General features: G+C 36.9%; 14 protein-coding genes, 1 tRNA gene, 5 pseudogenes and 2 riboswitches. Of the genes and pseudogenes, 1 reads left to right on the top strand and 19 read right to left on the bottom strand.

Annotation, left to right across the window (positions count from 1 at the left end):
* Positions 1–69: 69 nt before the first annotated feature.
* A riboswitch (purine riboswitch) is annotated at positions 70–171 on the bottom strand.
* 85 nt (positions 172–256) lie between these two features.
* From guaA to OEI98_RS03240, 16 genes and pseudogenes are all read right to left on the bottom strand, one after another.
* The gene (gene guaA, locus OEI98_RS03300; RefSeq protein ID WP_006570039.1) at positions 257–1,795 is read right to left on the bottom strand and encodes a glutamine-hydrolyzing GMP synthase; all 1,539 of its coding nucleotides are present in this window, start codon (positions 1,793–1,795) and stop codon (positions 257–259) included.
* Between the two features lie 15 nt (positions 1,796–1,810).
* Entirely contained in the window at positions 1,811–3,265 is a 1,455-nt protein-coding gene (guaB, locus tag OEI98_RS03295) for an IMP dehydrogenase (protein WP_004402439.1), read from the bottom strand.
* 141 nt (positions 3,266–3,406) lie between these two features.
* Positions 3,407–3,508, bottom strand: a riboswitch (purine riboswitch).
* Between the two features lie 170 nt (positions 3,509–3,678).
* Positions 3,679–5,091, bottom strand: coding sequence for a group II intron reverse transcriptase/maturase (gene ltrA, locus OEI98_RS03290; RefSeq protein ID WP_266039575.1), 1,413 nt, complete (start codon positions 5,089–5,091; stop codon positions 3,679–3,681).
* Positions 5,092–5,590: 499 nt separating this feature from the next.
* Positions 5,591–7,001, bottom strand: a pseudogene (ltrA, locus tag OEI98_RS03285) (group II intron reverse transcriptase/maturase).
* Between the two features lie 482 nt (positions 7,002–7,483).
* Positions 7,484–7,560 (bottom strand) — tRNA-Arg (locus tag OEI98_RS03280).
* A 95-nt stretch (positions 7,561–7,655) separates the two neighbouring features.
* A complete protein-coding gene (gene groL, locus OEI98_RS03275; protein WP_003870513.1) occupies positions 7,656–9,281 on the bottom strand; it encodes a chaperonin GroEL in 1,626 nt (541 codons plus the stop codon).
* A 14-nt stretch (positions 9,282–9,295) separates the two neighbouring features.
* Positions 9,296–9,580, bottom strand: a complete 285-nt coding sequence (gene groES / locus OEI98_RS03270; RefSeq protein WP_003870514.1) for a co-chaperone GroES — start codon at positions 9,578–9,580, stop codon at positions 9,296–9,298.
* 235 nt (positions 9,581–9,815) lie between these two features.
* Entirely contained in the window at positions 9,816–10,790 is a 975-nt protein-coding gene (locus OEI98_RS03265; RefSeq protein ID WP_004406495.1) for a hypothetical protein, read from the bottom strand.
* 341 nt (positions 10,791–11,131) lie between these two features.
* Positions 11,132–12,569: pseudogene (locus OEI98_RS03260) on the bottom strand (IS200/IS605 family accessory protein TnpB-related protein).
* A complete protein-coding gene (locus OEI98_RS03255; RefSeq protein ID WP_266039572.1) occupies positions 12,550–13,140 on the bottom strand; it encodes an IS607 family transposase in 591 nt (196 codons plus the stop codon). Before OEI98_RS03255 ends, OEI98_RS03260 begins: the two are co-directional and overlap by 20 nt.
* Before the next feature lie 127 nt (positions 13,141–13,267).
* Positions 13,268–13,461 (bottom strand): annotated as a pseudogene (locus OEI98_RS14995) (hypothetical protein).
* Between the two features lie 112 nt (positions 13,462–13,573).
* On the bottom strand, positions 13,574–13,915 hold the full coding sequence (locus OEI98_RS14990) for a group II intron maturase-specific domain-containing protein (RefSeq protein ID WP_003869424.1): 342 nt from the start codon (positions 13,913–13,915) through the stop codon (positions 13,574–13,576).
* 165 nt (positions 13,916–14,080) lie between these two features.
* Positions 14,081–14,296: pseudogene (locus OEI98_RS14985) on the bottom strand (reverse transcriptase domain-containing protein); the annotation flags it as partial.
* On the bottom strand, positions 14,254–14,454 hold the full coding sequence (locus tag OEI98_RS14980) for a maturase (protein ID WP_323053771.1): 201 nt from the start codon (positions 14,452–14,454) through the stop codon (positions 14,254–14,256). The gene OEI98_RS14980 and the pseudogene OEI98_RS14985, both read right to left, overlap by 43 nt.
* 22 nt (positions 14,455–14,476) lie before the next feature.
* The gene (locus OEI98_RS14975; protein WP_323053770.1) at positions 14,477–14,692 is read right to left on the bottom strand and encodes an RNA-directed DNA polymerase; all 216 of its coding nucleotides are present in this window, start codon (positions 14,690–14,692) and stop codon (positions 14,477–14,479) included.
* A gap of 458 nt (positions 14,693–15,150) precedes the next feature.
* Positions 15,151–15,336, bottom strand: coding sequence for a hypothetical protein (locus tag OEI98_RS03240; protein ID WP_003869358.1), 186 nt, complete (start codon positions 15,334–15,336; stop codon positions 15,151–15,153).
* Positions 15,337–15,642: 306 nt separating this feature from the next.
* Between OEI98_RS03240 and OEI98_RS03235 the strand changes: the two genes are divergently transcribed.
* Positions 15,643–16,881: a S8 family peptidase gene (locus OEI98_RS03235; RefSeq protein WP_004400729.1), complete on the top strand. Its 1,239-nt coding sequence runs from the start codon at positions 15,643–15,645 to the stop codon at positions 16,879–16,881.
* A gap of 13 nt (positions 16,882–16,894) precedes the next feature.
* Here OEI98_RS03235 and OEI98_RS03230 read toward each other — a convergent pair whose 3' ends face one another.
* From OEI98_RS03230 to OEI98_RS03220, 3 genes and pseudogenes are all read right to left on the bottom strand, one after another.
* Positions 16,895–17,308, bottom strand: a complete 414-nt coding sequence (locus OEI98_RS03230) for a HutP family protein (protein ID WP_004400730.1) — start codon at positions 17,306–17,308, stop codon at positions 16,895–16,897.
* An 11-nt stretch (positions 17,309–17,319) separates the two neighbouring features.
* A pseudogene (locus OEI98_RS03225) lies at positions 17,320–18,014 on the bottom strand (DUF554 domain-containing protein).
* Positions 18,015–18,908, bottom strand: coding sequence for a DNA-3-methyladenine glycosylase family protein (locus OEI98_RS03220; protein WP_003869353.1), 894 nt, complete (start codon positions 18,906–18,908; stop codon positions 18,015–18,017).
* Positions 18,909–18,938 lie beyond the last annotated feature (30 nt).

The following is an 18,938-nucleotide window of genomic DNA, read 5'->3' as shown; positions in this document are numbered from 1 at the left end:
TCCCTAAGGTGTGGTATATAAACATATACCTGTACCGCTCGGTCCGAACACCTATAAATAGGCTGGAACCCTAGGTACACTTTCACTCATAGTCGAACAATTTACGGTTGTTCGGTAGAGACTCTCGAGCCATATTCTCGAGATTATATGAGTGATTTTTATTCAATTGTCCCACTTATATCTTATCAACTTTTTTGATATTAGTCAACCTCATTTGTGAATTTTTTTATAAAAAATTAAATTAATGTTCGGATTTTTATTCCCACTCTATGGTAGCTGGTGGTTTCGAAGTAATATCGTAAAGCACTCTGTTTACTCCTGGCACTTCATTAGTAATGCTTGTAGATATGCTCTCCAAAATTTCATAAGGAAGCTTTGTCCAATCCGCCGTCATCCCGTCGTAGCTATCTACTACCCTCAAAATTATCGCATAGGCGTAAGTCCTTTCATCCCCCATAACTCCAACACTTTTTATGCCAGGCAAAATCGCAAAAGATTGCCATACTTTATTGTACCAGCCAAACTTTTTCATTTCCCTTAAGACTATGCTGTCAGCTTGTCTCAAAATTTCTAACTTTTCTTCTGTAACTTCTCCAAGAATTCTGACTGCAAGGCCTGGTCCAGGGAAAGGCTGCCTATATAATATCTCCTCAGGGATTCCTAATTCTTTTCCTACTTGCCTTACTTCATCTTTAAAAAGCATCCTCAAAGGTTCAATAAGTTCAAAACCTATATCTTCAGGCAAACCTCCAACATTGTGGTGACTTTTAATAGTAGAAGACACGCCATTGCCACTTTCTATTACATCAGGATACAAAGTACCTTGCACCAAAAATTTCACATCTCCTATCTTTAAGGCCTCTTCTTTAAAAACTTCTATAAAAACATTACCAATAATTTTTCTCTTTTCTTCTGGATCCGTAACTCCTTTAAGGCGGGACAAAAATCTATCCCTTGCATCTACCCGGATTATGTTCATGTCATAATTTTTTCTAAAGGTTTCAATAACCATATCTCCTTCATTTTTCCTTAAAAGCCCTGTATCAACAAAAATGCACACCAATTGGTCGTGAATGGCTCTGTCTACTAAAACAGCAGCAACTGAAGAATCTACACCACCAGACAGAGCACATACAGCTTTGTGTTTTCCCACTTTCGCTTTTATTTCCTTTACTGTCTGCTCAATCAAAGAATCCATTGTCCAATCTGCCGCGCAATCACATACTTCAAAGAGGAAATTTCTTATAATCTCTGTTCCTCTATGAGTGTGTGAAACTTCAGGATGGAATTGAACCGCATACAACTTCTTTTCTACATTCGCAATCGCTGCGATAGGGCAATTGTCAGTAGAAGCTACTACCTTAAAATCTGGAGGAGGAAGTTCTATTTGATCAGTATGGCTCATCCAAACAATAGTGTCTCTTTCTATGCCTTTAAACAAAGGAATAGTATTATTTAAGACAATTTCTGTCTTGCCATATTCCTTTACAGGGGCAGGAGCCACTTTTCCACCTAAAAGCTCTGTCATAAGCTGTGCGCCATAACATATCCCTAATACAGGATAGCCCAATTCAAAAATTTCTTTATCACACTTAGGAGCATTTTGTACGTAGACACTGGCTGGCCCTCCAGAAAGCACAATTCCCTTTGGCTCTTTTTTTCGTATTTCCTCTGGAGAAATATTGTAAGGAACAATTTCACAAAAGACATTTGCTTCTCTTATTCTTCTGGCAATTAATTGGGTATACTGCCCTCCAAAATCTAAAATAAGCACTACTTCACGTTTAATCCCCATTAAAATCCTCCTCTTTTATCTCAAATTATAATTAGGAGCTTCTTTTGTAATAATTATATCATGAGGATGACTTTCAGTTAATCCCGCCTGTGTTATTTTCACAAATTTTGTTTTAGTCCTCAATTCTTCAATATTGTGAACACCACAATATCCCATTCCTGCTCTCAAACCGCCAACCAATTGATAAACTGTTTCTTTTAAAGGCCCTTTATAGGGCACCCTTCCTTCTACTCCTTCTGGTACAAATTTAGTAACATCTTCTTGGAAATACCTATCGGAACTTCCCTCTTTCATTGCTCCTAAGGAACCCATACCTCTATATACCTTATAACTCCTACCTTGATATATTTCAATTTCCCCAGGGCTTTCCTCCGTTCCAGCAAAAAGACTCCCCAGCATAACCACAGAAGCCCCTGCTGCAATGGCTTTTACAATGTCTCCTGAATACTTTATTCCCCCATCTGCTATTATAGGTATTCCATACTTGTCCGCTTCTTGAGCACAATCATAAATAGCAGTAATTTGGGGAACTCCTACTCCAGCGATCACTCTCGTAGTGCAAATTGACCCTGGTCCAATGCCAACTTTTACGCAGTCAGCCCCTCTTTCAATTAAATCTCTTGTAGCCTCAGCCGTAGCTACATTTCCTGCTATTAGTTGTAAATCTGGGTATTTCTCTTTTATCTTAGAGACAGCCTCTAAAACTCCCTTAGAATGGCCGTGAGCTGTATCTATTACGATAGCATCTACTCCCGCTTCTACTAATGCTTTAACTCTGTCCATCATGTCTTTTCCAACACCGACAGCAGCAGCCACTAAAAGTCTTCCCTTGCCATCTTTTGCAGCATTGGGAAATTCTATTGCCTTTTCTATGTCCTTTATAGTTATGAGTCCTTTTAAAACGTTGTTTTCATCCACTAAAGGCAATTTTTCTATTTTATGTTTTTTTAGTATCTGTCTTGCTTCCTCTAAAGTGGTTCCAGGAGGAGCAGTTACTAAATTGTCTTTTGTCATAACTTCTCTTATAGGTTTATCCAAATCATCTTCAAATCTTATATCACGATTAGTTATTATTCCTACAAGTTTTGAATCCACAGTGATAGGTACTCCCGATATTCTATACCTTGCCATGAGTTCTGCAGCATCTCTTATGGTATGATCAGGAGAAAGATAGAAAGGATCTGTTATTACCCCATGCTCTGACCTTTTAACTTTGTCAACCTCTAATGCTTGTCTTTCAATAGGCATGTTTTTGTGAATTACTCCTATGCCGCCTTCCCTTGCTATAGCTATAGCAAGTTTGGATTCTGTAACCGTATCCATACCTGCACTCATTAAGGGAATATTTAAAGTGATTTTCTTGGTAAGTTTTGTTTTTAAATCTACATCCTTAGGAAGGACTTCAGATTTTGCAGGAATTAAAAGAACATCATCAAAAGTTAATCCTTCTTTAACAAACTTTTCCTCCATAGATTACATCTCCCTTTTAGTATTATTATAACACACTTAGCAAATAAAATCTTTGCTAAATAATTAGATTACTTCAAAACTTTACAGTTTATACACTTGAATAAATTAAAGGCCTGAGGGCAGAATTTCCTCAGGCCAAAACAAATGGCAAATTCCGCCCATAGTAAAGCAGTTTACGGCTGCTTTGTAGAAACTCCCGTGCCATATCCACAGGATTATATGGACTTTCTTAAAAAGTTATTAATTTGTCTAAATAATTTATTATTCAATATATCAAATTTACATGTCTCTGTCAACAGCACAAAAACAGCAAAAAACTAACTTTTCATATAAAATCGAGTAGGAGCTGAATAATTATTTTATTCAGCGTCCTCTCACACCACCGTACGTACCGTTCGGTATACGGCGGTTCATTAGGAATTGTGTACAATTAGATATCTTTGGGATAAACTCTTATAACCTATGCTTTCAAAGTATTTATTTGTAAGAGTCTTATTTAGGATTGGGCTATTGGATATTCTCCAGTAGCCTTTCCTTGTATTGGCGTATTCCCAGGCTTTTTGTTCTTCTACTCCTAGTTTTACTAAGTTATCATGCTTCGTTTTTATCTTCTTCCATTGTTTCCATATACATGCCCTTAGTCTTCGCCTTATCCATTCGTCAAGGGTTTTCATTATGCTTTTCGCGTCTGCTAATCCAAAATAGTTGACCCATCCTGTTGTTATTTGATTTAGTCTTTTTATTCTGTTTTCCATGCTTATTCCCTTGTTCCGATTGGTTATTTCTCTTACTTTTTCCTTAAACCTTTTGATGGATTTTTCATGGATTCTTATTCTTACTTCGTTTTCTTTTGTATAGAATGAAAATCCAAGAAATTTTCTTCTCCATGGTCTATCTACAGCACTTTTTGCTTCGTTGACTTTTAGTTTTAATTTGCTTTCTATGAATTTCTTTATGCTCTTCATTACTCTGTCTCCTGCAGACCTGCTTTTTACATATATGTTGCAGTCATCTGCATATCGGCAGAATTTATGCCCTCGTTTCTCAAGTTCTTTGTCTAGTTCGTCCAACATTATGTTTGCTAATAGGGGACTTAATGGCCCTCCTTGGGGTGTCCCTTCTTCTGTTGATACTTTGATTCCGTTTATCATTACTTCTGATTCTAGGTATCTTCGTATTAACTTTAGTACCCTTTTATCTCCTATCCGCTTTTCTAGTTTGGACATTATTATGTCGTGGTTTACTCTGTCAAAGAACTTTTCTAAGTCCATATCTACAACCCATGTGTATCCTTCATTTATGTATGCTTCTGCGGCTTTTATTGCGTCTTTTGCACTGCGTCCTGGTCTGAATCCATAACTGCTATCAGAAAATGTATGGTTGTAGACTTTATTTAGTATTTGGGCTATTGCTTGTTGTATTAGTCTGTCTAGTACTGTAGGTATTCCTAGTAGTCTTTTTCCTCCATCAGGTTTGGGAATTTCTACTCTTCGCACTGGTTGTGGTTTGTATTTCCCCTCCAGCAGTTGTTGTTTTATGGTTGCCCAGTTTTCTTTGAGATACGGTAGAAGTTCATCTACTCCCATCCCATCGACTCCATGGCTTCCTTTATTTGCAACAACGCGCTTGTATGCTGCTTCCATGTTCCCTCGTTCTACTATCATTTCAAGCATCTTGCCGGTATATCTTTGTACCTCGTTTCTTCCATCTTCCGACGCCGATGATATACTATGCACTTCCGTTGTCTTTTGAAATTCCATTTCTCTATTCAACGGATAGCCTCTTTGTTGAGTTGTCTGCAGTCTCTGCATATCTTTCGAGTCCATAAGATTTCCAAAACCTCCTAACGTTCGGTCCTTCCTTATCTATTCATGTCTAGATAAGTACTATGACCTCTGCTGACTTCTCAAGGTTCAGCCATACATCACTGCATGGGTTGTCACTTCAGATTTTACTTCCATGACTTATCCTTGAGACCTCCCCGGGTAAGAACGATAACTTTCATCTCATATATCTGCCAGATTTACTGTATGGGATTCGGGTAGTGTTGGACTTCGTTTTGTTACGCAAACTCATCCATCCCAATTCAGCCTCTTATCTGGTTCTTGTTCATCAGACCGAGATTTTGCCTTAAGCTTCCTTCAGATTCCACCTCACGATGGACACCCTTGCTCTTGGCTAGTGGTTCCCACTACCAAGCCCACAGCGGACTTTCACCGCCTAGTTATCGCCCATGCCGGGCGCACATCGAGTAGGAGCTGAATAATTATTTTATTCAGCGTCCTCTCACACCACCGTACGTACCGTTCGGTATACGGCGGTTCATTAGGAATTGTGTACAATTAGATATCTTTGGGATAAACTCTTATAACCTATGCTTTCAAAGTATTTATTTGTAAGAGTCTTATTTAGGATTGGGCTATTGGATATTCTCCAGTAGCCTTTCCTTGTATTGGCGTATTCCCAGGCTTTTTGTTCTTCTACTCCTAGTTTTACTAAGTTATCATGCTTCGTTTTTATCTTCTTCCATTGTTTCCATATACATGCCCTTAGTCTTCGCCTTATCCATTCGTCAAGGGTTTTCATTATGCTTTTCGCGTCTGCTAATCCAAAATAGTTGACCCATCCTGTTGTTATTTGATTTAGTCTTTTTATTCTGTTTTCCATGCTTATTCCCTTGTTCCGATTGGTTATTTCTCTTACTTTTTCCTTAAACCTTTTGATGGATTTTTCATGGATTCTTATTCTTACTTCGTTTTCTTTTGTGTAGAATGAAAATCCAAGAAATTTTCTTCTCCATGGTCTATCTACAGCACTTTTTGCTTCGTTGACTTTTAGTTTTAATTTGCTTTCTATGAATTTCTTTATGCTCTTCATTACTCTGTTTCCTGCAGACCTGCTTTTTACATATATGTTGCAGTCATCTGCATATCGGCAGAATTTATGCCCTCTCCTTTCAAGTTCTTTGTCTAGTTCGTCCAACATTATGTTTGCTAATAGGGGACTTAATGGCCCTCCTTGGGGTGTCCCTTCTTCTGTTGATACTTTGATTCCGTTTATCATTACTTCTGATTCTAGGTATCTTCGTATTAACTTTAGTACCCTTTTATCTCCTATCCGCTTTTCTAGTTTGGACATTATTATGTCGTGGTTTACTCTGTCAAAGAACTTTTCTAAGTCCATACCTACAACCCATGTGTATCCTTCATTTATGTATGCTTCTGCGGCTTTTATTGCGTCTTTTGCACTGCGTCCTGGTCTGAATCCATAACTGCTATCAGAAAATGTATGGTTGTAGACTTTATTTAGTATTTGGGCTATTGCTTGTTGTATTAGTCTGTCTAGTACTGTAGGTATTCCTAGTAGTCTTTTTCCTCCATCAGGTTTGGGAATTTCTACTCTTCGCACTGGTTGTGGTTTGTATTTCCCCTCCAGCAGTTGTTGTTTTATGGTTGCCCAGTTTTCTTTGAGATACGGTAGAAGTTCATCTACTCCCATCCCATCGACTCCATGGCTTCCTTTATTTGCAACAACGCTTGTATGCTGCTTCCATGTTCCCTCGTTCTACTATCATTTCAAGCATCTTGCCGGTATATCTTTGTACCTCGTTTCTTCCATCTTCCGACGCCGATGATATACTATGCACTTCCGTTGTCTTTTGAAATTCCATTTCTCTATTCAACGGATAGCCTCTTTGTTGAGTTGTCTGCAGTCTCTGCATATCTTTCGAGTCCATAAGATTTCCAAAACCTCCTAACGTTCGGTCCTTCCTTATCTATTCATGTCTAGATAAGTACTATGACCTCTGCTGACTTCTCAAGGTTCAGCCATACATCACTGCATGGGTTGTCACTTCAGATTTTACTTCCATGACTTATCCTTGAGACCTCCCCGGGTAAGAACGATAACTTTCATCTCATATATCTGCCAGATTTACTGTATGGGATTCGGGTAGTGTTGGACTTCGTTTTGTTACGCAAACTCATCCATCCCAATTCAGCCTCTTATCTGGTTCTTGTTCATCAGACCGAGATTTTGCCTTAAGCTTCCTTCAGATTCCACCTCACGATGGACACCCTTGCTCTTGGCTAGTGGTTCCCACTACCAAGCCCACAGCGGACTTTCACCGCCTAGTTATCGCCCATGCCGGGCGCACATAAAAAAGGATTCTAACTATAAGATAGTTAGAATCCTTGATATTACTAATTTCTATGGTAATGGTGCGCCCGAGAGGACTCGAACCTCCGGCACGCAGTTTAGGAAACTGCTGCTCTATCCTGCTGAGCTACGGGCGCTTAATATTATTACAAAAGTATTTTATCAGACAATCGCAAAAGTGTCAAGTTTAAAAAGCTTAAAAAAGGCTGAGCCTCAACTCAGCCTTTTTTGATTACATCATATCCATTCCTGCTCCGGGATTTGGCATTCCTGTATTCTTCTCTGGTATGTCTACTACTATTGCCTCTGTTGTGAGTATCATTGAAGCAATTGACGCAGCATTTTGTAAAGCTGTCCTTGTAACTTTTGTTGGGTCCACAATACCTGCTTTGAACATGTCTGTGAATTCTTCCTTGTAAGCATCATATCCGAAGTTTGGATCTTTAGCAGCTTTTATTTTTTCTACTATTACAGAACCGTCAACACCAGCATTTGTTGCAATTTGTCTTACAGGCTCTTCTAATGCTCTTAATACTATCTTAGCACCCGTCTTGAAATCACCCTCTAAGGAGTCAACTACTTTTTGTACATCTTCTATTACATTGAGAAGGGCAATACCGCCACCAGGTACTATACCCTCTTCTACTGCTGCTTTTGTAGCTGCTAATGCGTCTTCAATTCTGTGTTTCTTTTCTTTGAGTTCTGTCTCAGTTGCAGCACCAGCTTGAATTACAGCTACACCACCAGCCAATTTTGCAAGTCTTTCTTGTAATTTCTCTCTGTCATAGTCTGATGTCGTTTCTTCAATCTGAGCTTTTATTTGATTTACTCTCTTCTTAATTTCTGATGGATCACCTGCGCCACCTACAATTGTTGTATATTCTTTCGTAACTTTTACTTGTCTTGCACGGCCAAGCATATCTAATCTTACATCTTTCAAGTCATAACCTAATTCTTCGGAAATTACTTGACCGCCTGTGAGTATTGCTATATCTTGTAACATTTCTTTTCTTCTGTCACCAAAACCAGGAGCTTTTACAGCTACACATGTAAATGTACCTCTTAATTTGTTAACAATTAATGTTGCCAATGCTTCTCCTTCTACGTCATCAGCAATAATGAGAAGCTTCTTGCCCTGCTGTACTATTTGTTCTAAGAGTGGTAACAAATCTTGAATATTTGAGATTTTTTTATCTGTTATAAGAATAACAGGCTCTTCTAATACTGCCTCCATTTTTTCAGCATCTGTCACCATATAAGGGGAGATATATCCTCTGTCAAATTGCATTCCTTCAACAACTTCAAGAGTTGTACCTAATGTTTTTGATTCTTCAACAGTTATAACTCCATCTTTTCCTACTTTGTCCATTGCTTCTGCAATGAGCTTTCCTATCTCTTCATCAGCTGCTGATATAGAGGCAACGTGAGCAATTGACTCTTTATTATCTATAGGTTTAGATATCCTCTTTAATCCCTCAACTGCAGCATCAACAGCTTTTGCAATGCCTCTTCTTAAAAGCATTGGGTTAGCTCCTGCAGCGAGGTTTTTAAGCCCTTCACGAACCATTGCTTGTGCTAAAAGTGTTGCAGTTGTTGTACCGTCACCAGCAATATCATTAGTTTTTGTAGCTGCTTCTTTCAAAAGCTGAGCCCCTTGATTTTCAAATGGGTCTTCTAATTCAATTTCTCTCGCAATTGTAACACCGTCATTTGTTACTGTTGGGGAACCATACTTTTTGTCAAGTACCACATTACGACCTCTTGGTCCTAGTGTAACTTTTACAGTATCCGCAACTGCATTAACTCCTCTTTCTAATGCTCTACGAGCTTCTTCACCATATTTGATTTGTTTTGCCATTTTTAACTACCTCCTTATTCGATAATTGCTAGAATATCGCTTTCTCTTAAAAGTAAATATTCTTCACCATCTAATTTAACTTCTGTCCCAGCATACTTGGAGAAGATTACTCTATCACCGACTTTAACTTCTAATTCTACCTTTTTGCCGTCTATGTATTCCCCTGTTCCTACTGCAACTACTTCACCTTGTTGTGGTTTTTCTTTTGCTGTACCAGGTAGAATGACTCCACCTTTTGTAACTTCTTCTGCCTGGATTACTTTGACCACAACTCTGTCTCCGAGCGGTTTTAATCTCATACTCTTTATCCCTCCTCCTTCATTTGTTAGCACTCAACTTATGTGAGTGCTAATCCCAATCTCTATATTAATTTAAGTGGTAAAACATATCAAACCTTATTATAGCCTATTTTAGGCCATATAATCTGATTATTTATGATTTTGCCCAAATATTATGATTTTATGCCATTATTTATCGATTTAGACTATGTTTCTGTATTTTGTATTTAAAAATAAAAAAATACAGGGAAAATATTTATTCCCCTTTACCTTCAGATTTAACTAATCCTTGTTGTTTAAGATAATTAATCATATTATACATATACTGCTGCTGTTCCTTTGTCAACATAGATTTTAGATTGTCTATAATTGCTACCTGCTGGTCAGATAATCCTTGAGGTAATGAATTGTTTTCTTCTTTCTCTAATTGTTCCTCTGTTTCTTTTTTATTGGTATCTAAAATTTTATCTCCTTCCTCTATTTTCGATATTTCCCCTTTATCTTCTATTCTTTCTATTTCCTCTTTATTTTCTTCTGCTTTTTGCTCTTCTTCCTCCATACTCCTAGTAGAAGATTGTAATTGTTTTTTCTCTTCTTTCATGCTGTTCATAATCCCCTCTGCTTTGTTTAATACTTCCAACAATTTTATATTCTTTGCCAGCTTATCAGTTTCTTCTAACTTTTCTTCAGGAATTATAGGTCTTAGGGCCTCATAAATATCAATTATTTTGTCGAAAATATTGTCTTTATCTTCTTCTTTTGAATATTTCTCCATTTTTTCTTGCAAATTCTTCAACGCTTCATGAAATTTTAAAAACTTATCTATCACAATTTTTTTATCTTCCGTTATGTAGGGTTTTATCGCTTTCAAAATTCCTATTTTATCTACTTCTACTTTTTCTGCCACTTCAATTTCTTCTTCTGAAAGGCTCATCAATTTTTTTTGTATTTCAATTATTTCGGCTATTTTAGAGAAAATATCTACATAATATTGGTCTCTCTTGTTTAGATAAGGCTTTATGCTACCTACAAAATCTTTTCCCTTTGTTATCACTTCGTACACATCTATTGAAGTTTTTTTATTTTCCTGCGGTGAAGATAATTCATCTTTATCTTCTTCTGTAACTTCTTCTTTTTCTCTTTCCTTTTCTATACCCATTACCTGAAATCTCACAAATGCTACTATCAAAAGTTCTACAGCAAGTATTTTTAATAAAAACTCCTTTTGCAAAACAAATTCCCCCTATTTTTAATCTCTTACTAAATATATGTAAGGGGCTAGTCTATTATTATAGACCACCCCTATTTTTTGTCTAATTTTTTTCCCAAATAATTATTCCTGGAACAAATAGAAGTATTAAAATTATTATTATGAAAATCCAAAACCATCCTGCAACAAAACCTGCTCCTTTTTCTTCTGGCATAAATACTACCTGGTTACCCAAACTGTACAAAAATGTACAGTTTAGATAGCTGGGGTATTTGTAGTCCGCCTTTCAGGCTTTCCCAGCCCCAGCAGGCGGTATTTGGGAAAGCCATAGCCCCTGCCCCAAGAAGCAGGAACTCACGTCCTTACGGGTCTCCCCACTTGCCCCGAATGTAATACACCCTTCAGGGCAGAGACATCTCTTAATACCCTCTCAGGGGAGAGTGGCGTTACCACCGCTACCTTGAGAACTCGCCAGAAATCATAGGTACTAAAACTTGTTCCATCCAGAGGTTCTAGCACCCTTCCTGGCTCACTCTCAAGACTTTGTAAAAATTCTATTGCTTTGTTTATCTCCTTTATATATTTCTCTCTTAAATGCTTGTTTCTGATGGTTTTCTTTACGTACTCTTTTAATTCTTCTAATTCTTCTACAGTCAATGCGTTGAGAAACTTTATATAATTGTCTGGTATCTTTTCTTGCAGTCCCAACCCTCTTCTTGCTATTACATAGGCTGCTGCTATATCTTTTGTTATCATATACTGCGGTGCATATTTTAACATCCCTATTATTGAGGTGTAAGAAGGATTGACTTCTATTACTTCTATCCCTTCTCTTTTTGCTAGTGCTTTTATTTTTGAAAGAAGTGATTTATAGCTAAAGCTATGTCTTATTCTTCTTGATTTTCTCCCTGAAAAGTCTCCTCTTTTGCCTTTGTCTTTTATTTCTAAGTCTTCAATTACTATTGCTTTATTTTTCTTTTTTGCTATCTTTACTATTTCATGAGCATATTGCCATCTGAAATATTCTCTTTTGTCTTTACTGCCACTTGCAAGCTCTGGCATTGGCATATTCCCATAGCTTATTAGATTCCCTTTTTCATCTACTTCTACCCATGATATGTTGTCTGGATATGCATTTATATCTATCCCTATTGCTCCTTTTTCTTTTGTTATTTTTATTTCTGGATATTCTTCTTCAATAGCAAAATAGGCGTATATATTGCCATTTTTGAGTTTTAATTCTACAGAGTAGGGTATGTTTGATTCTCTAATTTCCTGCAGAAGTTCTTCTCTTCTCTTATTCTTTTTGTAGCCTGCTTGTATTTTCGCATATGCATATTTTCTTTCTCCTACATTTATCCTTAAAAAAGTGCCATTTTCTTTTGCTTCTATCCTTGTATTGAGATTACCTTTTTTGCTTTTATCTCCTCTTGAATAGAGATTCCCTTTTCTTTTTTCTTGCCACCTATTTTTTAATTTTTTATACGCTTTTCCATTTATATGGCGTTTTTGGAGTTTTTTAAATAGCTTTTTCCCACCAAAAATGACCTTCTTTGGGTTATTCCCTAATTCTCTGACAGATTCTAATGCGCTTTCTGCTTTCATTATTGCATCATCTACATACCTTGAGTTTAAGTCAAATGTTCCCTGAAGGTCTCTTTTTAGTGTGTTTCTATCATAGCCTTCTAGAAACCTTTTATATGCAAATCTCATGCAGGGTGACCATCTTCTCATTAAGTCTAATACTATTTGTTTGTCCTGTTGATTTAAAAAAATGAGTTTAGCCTGTATTACTATCATGCTCTTTGCTCCTTTGTCCGTAAATTCTTGCTGCAAAAGATGTTACTATTGCTATTAAGTCCTCTGCTAGTTCTTTCTTTGCATCTTCCTCGTCTTCTTTCCCGTCTAAAACTATAAGCTCCACCCCAAAGCTTTCCATGAAAAATTTGAGATATTCAAAGCCAAATCTCGCTAGTCTATCAGGATATTCTATTACAACTTTTTCAACTTCTCCTCTTTTTATCTTGTTCAAAAGCTTTAATAAGCCTCTTCTATTTTCATTTACGCCACTTGCTATTTCGGATATGACTTCATACTGCCATCCTTGGGAATTAGCGTATTCTTCAAGCCTTCTAATTTGATTCTTAAGATATTCTTCTTGTTTCTTTGTGGACACTCTTGCATACAAAACTACTTTAGGTTTTGGTTTTTCTTCCAGCATACCTAATAACTTCTCTATATCTTCTTTTTTGTACCTTCTTCTTCCTTTTGGTGTTCTAACTGGGGTTATTAATCCTTCCTTTTCCCAGTTTATTAATGTAATTCTGCTTATATCATACAGCTCTTTAACCTTTTTTATAGTTAATAACATCCATCATCATCTAATTAAAATTATATCATTTTTTACTACCAATTTTAACTGTTTTGACCTCCCTTCAAACAGGTAAATGGTAGTAAAATAAAGCTTTTCATATTTAGCTAATATATAATACGTAATTTTAAGAATTTGTGTTACCAAAATTAATGCCTGTTAATGACCACAAAAATCGCTTTGCTTTTTTCGCGGTTTTTCTTCCTGCAAAATTACAAGTATTAAAAAGAAAAATAGTAGACTTTCAAGCTCAAATCTTACATCCAACAGCAAAGTTAAAATTACAAAAAAGAACAACAGAGTATCTCCAGAAAAAGACATATATTATCACTCCACACGCTTCAAATTTTTTAAATCGAGTAGGAGCTGAATAATTATTTTATTCAGCGTCCTCTCACACCACCGTACGTACCGTTCGGTATACGGCGGTTCATTAGGAATTGTGTACAATTAGATATCTTTGGGATAAACTCTTATAACCTATGCTTTCAAAGTATTTATTTGTAAGAGTCTTATTTAGGATTGGGCTATTGGATATTCTCCAGTAGCCTTTCCTTGTATTGGCGTATTCCCAGGCTTTTTGTTCTTCTACTCCTAGTTTTACTAAGTTATCATGCTTCGTTTTTATCTTCTTCCATTGTTTCCATATACATGCCCTTAGTCTTCGCCTTATCCATTCGTCAAGGGTTTTCATTATGCTTTTCGCGTCTGCTAATCCAAAATAGTTGACCCATCCTGTTGTTATTTGATTTAGTCTTTTTATTCTGTTTTCCATGCTTATTCCCTTGTTCCGATTGGTTATTTCTCTTACTTTTCCCTTAAACCTTTTGATGGATTTTTCATGGATTCTTATTCTTACTTCGTTTTCTTTTGTATAGAATGAAAATCCAAGAAATTTTCTTCTCCATGGTCTATCTACAGCACTTTTTGCTTCGTTGACTTTTAGTTTTAATTTGCTTTCTATGAATTTCTTTATGCTCTTCATTACTCTGTTTCCTGCAGACCTGCTTCTTACATATATGTTGCAGTCATCTGCATATCGGCAGAATTTATGCCCTCGTTTCTCAAGTTCTTTGCCTAGTTCGTCCAACATTATGTTTGCTAATAGGGGACTTAATGGCCCTCCTTGGGGTGTCCCTTCTTCTGTATTAGTCTGTCTAGTACTGTAGGTATTCCTAGTAGTCTTACTCCTCCATCTGGTTTGGGAATTTCTACTCTTCGCACTGGTTGTGGTTTGTATTTCCCCTCCAGCAGTTGTTGTTTTATGGTTGCCCAGTTTTCTTTGAGATACGGTAGAAGTTCATCTACTCCCATCCCATCGACTCCATGGCTTCCTTTATTTGCAACAACGCTTGTATGCTGCTTCCATGTTCCCTCGTTCTACTATCATTTCAAGCATCTTGCCGGTATATCTTTGTACCTCGTTTCTTCCATCTTCCGACGCCGATGATATACTATGCACTTCCGTTGTCTTTTGAAATTCCATTTCTCTATTCAACGGATAGCCTCTTTGTTGAGTTGTCTGCAGTCTCTGCATATCTTTCGAGTCCATAAGATTTCCAAAACCTCCTAACGTTCGGTCCTTCCTTATCTATTCATGTCTAGATAAGTACTATGACCTCTGCTGACTTCTCAAGGTTCAGCCATACATCACTGCATGGGTTGTCATTTCAGATTTTACTTCCATGACTTATCCTTGAGACCTCCCCGGGTAAGAACGATAACTTTCATCTCATATATCTGCCAGATTTACTGTATGGGATTCGGGTAGTGTTGGACTTCGTTTTGTTACGCAAACTCATCCATCCCAATTCAGCCTCTTATCTGGTTCTTGTTCATCAGACCGAGATTTTGCCTTAAGCTTCCTTCAGATTCCACCTCACGATGGACACCCTTGCTCTTGGCTAGTGGTTCCCACTACCAAGCCCACAGCGGACTTTCACCGCCTAGTTATCGCCCATGCCGGGCGCACGTAAACAGGGCTCTATCGCAGGATAGAGCCCTTTAAAATTACTTGAGTTCATTGAAAAACCAGCCTAATCCGCCATCCATTATTATTACAAGGAGTATGAAGAAGAACAGCAATGTCTCTAAAGACCATGTTACATTAAGCCAGCCTCCACCAAGCGCTAATACAAGTATCAAGAAGAAAAACAACAAATTGCTTTCGCCAAAAACTGAACTTGTTCCTGCCATATTGATCCCCCTTTAAGCAATTTTTAACACCTAATCAAGCCTTTGGTTCTTCAACAATGAAACCTGGAACAAACAAGAGGATTAAAAGTATTATGATTATAATCCAAAACCACCCAAATCCTGCTCCGCTTTTATCTACTGGCATAAATATTTTCCTCCTTTCAAGCTTCAACCTTTTTATATGGAGGTCTTTTCAGACCTACTACATAATATGACATAACTTCATATGGTGACACTTTTTAAATTTCCACTAACAAATTTTTATATTTCACATATTGTGTTAATAGCATGAAAGGAGGTAAGCTAATGAATTTAATTCCTATATTTGCTTTTTCAAAAATCGCAAAAGAAATTTATGTAACAAACAAAATTGACAAAAGACTTTTATATAAAGCTATGTACTTGAGAAGCGAATGTGTTCCAGTGATTTTATATTCCCACCTTCCTTATGAGGTCTTAAAAAAAAGAGTTGAAAAATTAGGTGGCAGCATAAAATTTGAACTGCCGATTATAAAAGCTTGGTCAGTGAATTTGCCCTGTGACAAATTAAAAAATTTTGCAGCACTAAAAGGAGTTCATTTCATAGCAGAAGATTCAACTGTGAAGCTTCAGCTTAACATCGCTACACAAGAAATTGCCTCTCGAAAAGTCAACGATTTAGGCTATACAGGAAAAGGAGTAACAATTGCCTTTTTAGATACAGGAATATATCCTCATCCTGATTTTACCAAACCAAAAAATCGCATAGTGGTATTTCACGATGTAGTAAACGGAAAAAAACAGCCTTATGACGACAACGGCCACGGCACTCACGTAGCTGGAGATGCAGCAGGAAATGGATACACTTCTAATGGAAAATACAAAGGAGTAGCCCCTGAAGCTAATATAGTAGCAGTAAAAGTATTAGATGCTTATGGTAGAGGCTTGTCCTCTGACATATTAGCGGGGATGCAATGGGTTTTAGACAATAAAGACAAATACAATATACGAATAGTTTCCCTATCAATAGGAGAAACGCCCTCTCTCCCTACTTTCCTTGATCCTTTAGTAAGGGGAGTTGATACTTTATGGAAAAATGGCTTAGTAGTAACAGTAGCAGCAGGAAATTCCGGACCTAATTACAATACAATAACTTCTCCGGGTACCAGTAAAAATGCAATAACAGTGGGAGCAGTGGATGACAAAAGAACTTCTGATATAAGCGATGATGAAATAGCTCAATTTTCTGGAAGAGGCTCACCTTATCTATACAAACCAGACGTAGTAGCTCCAGGAGTAAAAATAATCTCAACTGCTTCAGGAAATGTACCTTTTGGAGCAGATGAAATAATGATAAATAAGGCCTACAGAAGCGCTACAGGAACTTCTATGGCAACTCCAATCGTAGCAGGTGCAGCAGCACTACTCCTTGAAAAAAATCCTAATTTGACTAATGTACAAATAAAAAATATTTTAAAATCGACAGCAGTAAAAATTGACGATGCAGGATTATGGACACAAGGAAGTGGAATGATAAATATAGAAGAAGCTTTAAAAAAAGCATGAGGGGCTAGCCCCCTCATTTTAATGACCTATGTCCTAGTCCAATTGCCACTTCATTTAAGTTTAGCATCCCTACAGCAAAAAACACACAAACACAAAGATGCTCATCAGCATAGGCAATGCCTATTTTTCCACCTACATTAAGTCCCATAGCTTTGTTCATGACTTGTATAGCAGCTTCATGCGCAGCTCCTGCTACAGCTCCTTCTGCAGCGTGTGTGTCTTCTATAATTCCTTCTCTTTTAGCCGCTACTACCGCTCTTTCAATAATTTTAGATATAGAATTTACGTATTCTCCACCATAGTCAACAGCTGCAACTTTTACTCCTTGTTGCCAATATTTGTTTTTTAGTATTTCTTCCTCTTCCCTTGTACACATAGCCATTTTTATTGCAATTCTTGCCACATCAATGCTTTTCATTGGCTTCATATTCACACCGCCTAAAATCCTTTTATCATGTTTAGTAAAATCTGATAAAAAATAGGTATAAAAATAGCTGGCAACAAATTCCCCACTTTTATATTCTTAATCTCCAACATATTCAAAGAAATCGCAAATATCAATACTCCTCCTACAGCTGTCATGTCGTCAATCACTGGTTTTGTCAAAAGCCCTTGCAAAAAAGATGCACCTAATGAAATAGAACCTTGATACAAAAATACCGAAATAGCTGAAAAAACAACACCTATTCCAAAAGTAGAAGCAAAAATTATTGAGGAAATGCCATCTAGCACAGATTTAGCAAATAATATACTATGGTCTCCTGAAAGTCCATCTTTCAAAGAACCAACAATCGCCATTGCACCGATGCAATAAACTAAACTAGCTGTTACAAATCCTTTACTTATTGTAGAACTGTTATCTTTACTCAATTTTTTTGCAACACATCCCCTAACTTATTAAGATACCCTTCAATGTCTAAAGCCTCTCCTATAACACCGCCTATCACAAGACTTACAATTGCTACCATCAAATTATTAAACTGAAGGCCACTGGAAATCCCTATTATCATCACACTTAAGGCGACACCCTGCATGACTATATTTTTAAACCTTTCCGGAATTCCTACTTTAAGAAGAGTGCCAATAGTACCACCCACAATTATTGCAATTGAATTTACAACAGTTCCTAACATTTATTTCTTCCTTTCGTTAAAGATTTTTTTCCCCATCTCCCTGCCATAGTAAAATAAATACTGTTGAGCAAATCCAGACAAATCTCCAAATTTATCTATTGCAAACAGTTGAATCTCCAAAGGGGTCCCTTCTCTTTTTAAATACAGATACTCAACAATTCTTTTTATCCATACATCTGTAGGAAAAGTATCGTATCTGCCTATAGAATACAAAATAACACAATCTGCAACTTTTGGACCTACCCCATTTATACTCATAAGAATATCTCTTATCTCATTAGTACTGTATTCAAACAACTTTAACAGGTCTATTTCTCCGGAAAAAACTTTGGAAGCAGCATCAAGTATATATTTCGCTCTAAAGCCACATTTTGTTTGGGCAATCGTCTCAACATCAAACATAACTAATTCTTCTGCTTTGGGAAAAGTATAATATACTCTGCCTTTATACTCAATTGGATTTCCAAAAGAACTAGCAAGATTTTCTATTACTTTCTTTATCTGTGGTATTCTGTTATTTTGAGAGATTATAAATGAAATAAGAGTTTCCCAAGTATCTTGGCGCAAAATCCTTATACCTTGCCCATATTGAATTGCTTCTTTTAATATAGGATCCTTTGAAAGATTTTCTTTTATTTGCTTGTAATCTCTTCCTAAATCAAAATAGTCAAACCAAATGTCATAAAAGTCATTTAAATCTGTATTGTCAATTATCAACACGTCTCCTTCCAATTTCACGTTTATCACTCTATCGTAAGCAACTCCTGTATAGCTTCCATCCTCTTCCTCATTCCATCTAAAACACTGCCCACACTCAAAAGTCTCTTTAAGGTTAAAATCTTCAATCCCCCTTACAATTACCTTTGTCCCCTTTTCTTCCACACTATATTTCATCTTCCTCACCCACATTGAGTTTATTTACTT

It is taken from the genome of Thermoanaerobacter sp. RKWS2, from assembly GCF_026240795.1.
Classification (GTDB): domain Bacteria; phylum Bacillota; class Thermoanaerobacteria; order Thermoanaerobacterales; family Thermoanaerobacteraceae; genus Thermoanaerobacter; species Thermoanaerobacter ethanolicus.
The sequence above is the reverse complement of the archived record's forward strand: the minus strand, read 5'-3'. Positions and strand labels throughout refer to the sequence as shown.

Excerpts from the sequence above, each read along its gene's own strand:
- OEI98_RS03235 (WP_004400729.1), top strand. The coding sequence starts at position 15,643 with ATGAATTTAATTCCTATATTTGCTTTTTCAAAAATCGCAAAAGAAATT.
- OEI98_RS03230 (WP_004400730.1), bottom strand. The coding sequence starts at position 17,308 with ATGAAGCCAATGAAAAGCATTGATGTGGCAAGAATTGCAATAAAAATG.
- groES (WP_003870514.1), bottom strand. The coding sequence starts at position 9,580 with ATGAGATTAAAACCGCTCGGAGACAGAGTTGTGGTCAAAGTAATCCAG.
- groL (WP_003870513.1), bottom strand. The coding sequence starts at position 9,281 with ATGGCAAAACAAATCAAATATGGTGAAGAAGCTCGTAGAGCATTAGAA.
- OEI98_RS14975 (WP_323053770.1), bottom strand. The coding sequence starts at position 14,692 with ATGGACTCGAAAGATATGCAGAGACTGCAGACAACTCAACAAAGAGGC.
- OEI98_RS14990 (WP_003869424.1), bottom strand. The coding sequence starts at position 13,915 with ATGGAAAACAGAATAAAAAGACTAAATCAAATAACAACAGGATGGGTC.
- OEI98_RS03255 (WP_266039572.1), bottom strand. The coding sequence starts at position 13,140 with ATGTTATTAACTATAAAAAAGGTTAAAGAGCTGTATGATATAAGCAGA.
- OEI98_RS03220 (WP_003869353.1), bottom strand. The coding sequence starts at position 18,908 with ATGAAATATAGTGTGGAAGAAAAGGGGACAAAGGTAATTGTAAGGGGG.
- ltrA (WP_266039575.1), bottom strand. The coding sequence starts at position 5,091 with ATGGACTCGAAAGATATGCAGAGACTGCAGACAACTCAACAAAGAGGC.
- OEI98_RS14980 (WP_323053771.1), bottom strand. The coding sequence starts at position 14,454 with ATGGGAGTAGATGAACTTCTACCGTATCTCAAAGAAAACTGGGCAACC.
- guaB (WP_004402439.1), bottom strand. The coding sequence starts at position 3,265 with ATGGAGGAAAAGTTTGTTAAAGAAGGATTAACTTTTGATGATGTTCTT.
- guaA (WP_006570039.1), bottom strand. The coding sequence starts at position 1,795 with ATGGGGATTAAACGTGAAGTAGTGCTTATTTTAGATTTTGGAGGGCAG.
- OEI98_RS03240 (WP_003869358.1), bottom strand. The coding sequence starts at position 15,336 with ATGGCAGGAACAAGTTCAGTTTTTGGCGAAAGCAATTTGTTGTTTTTC.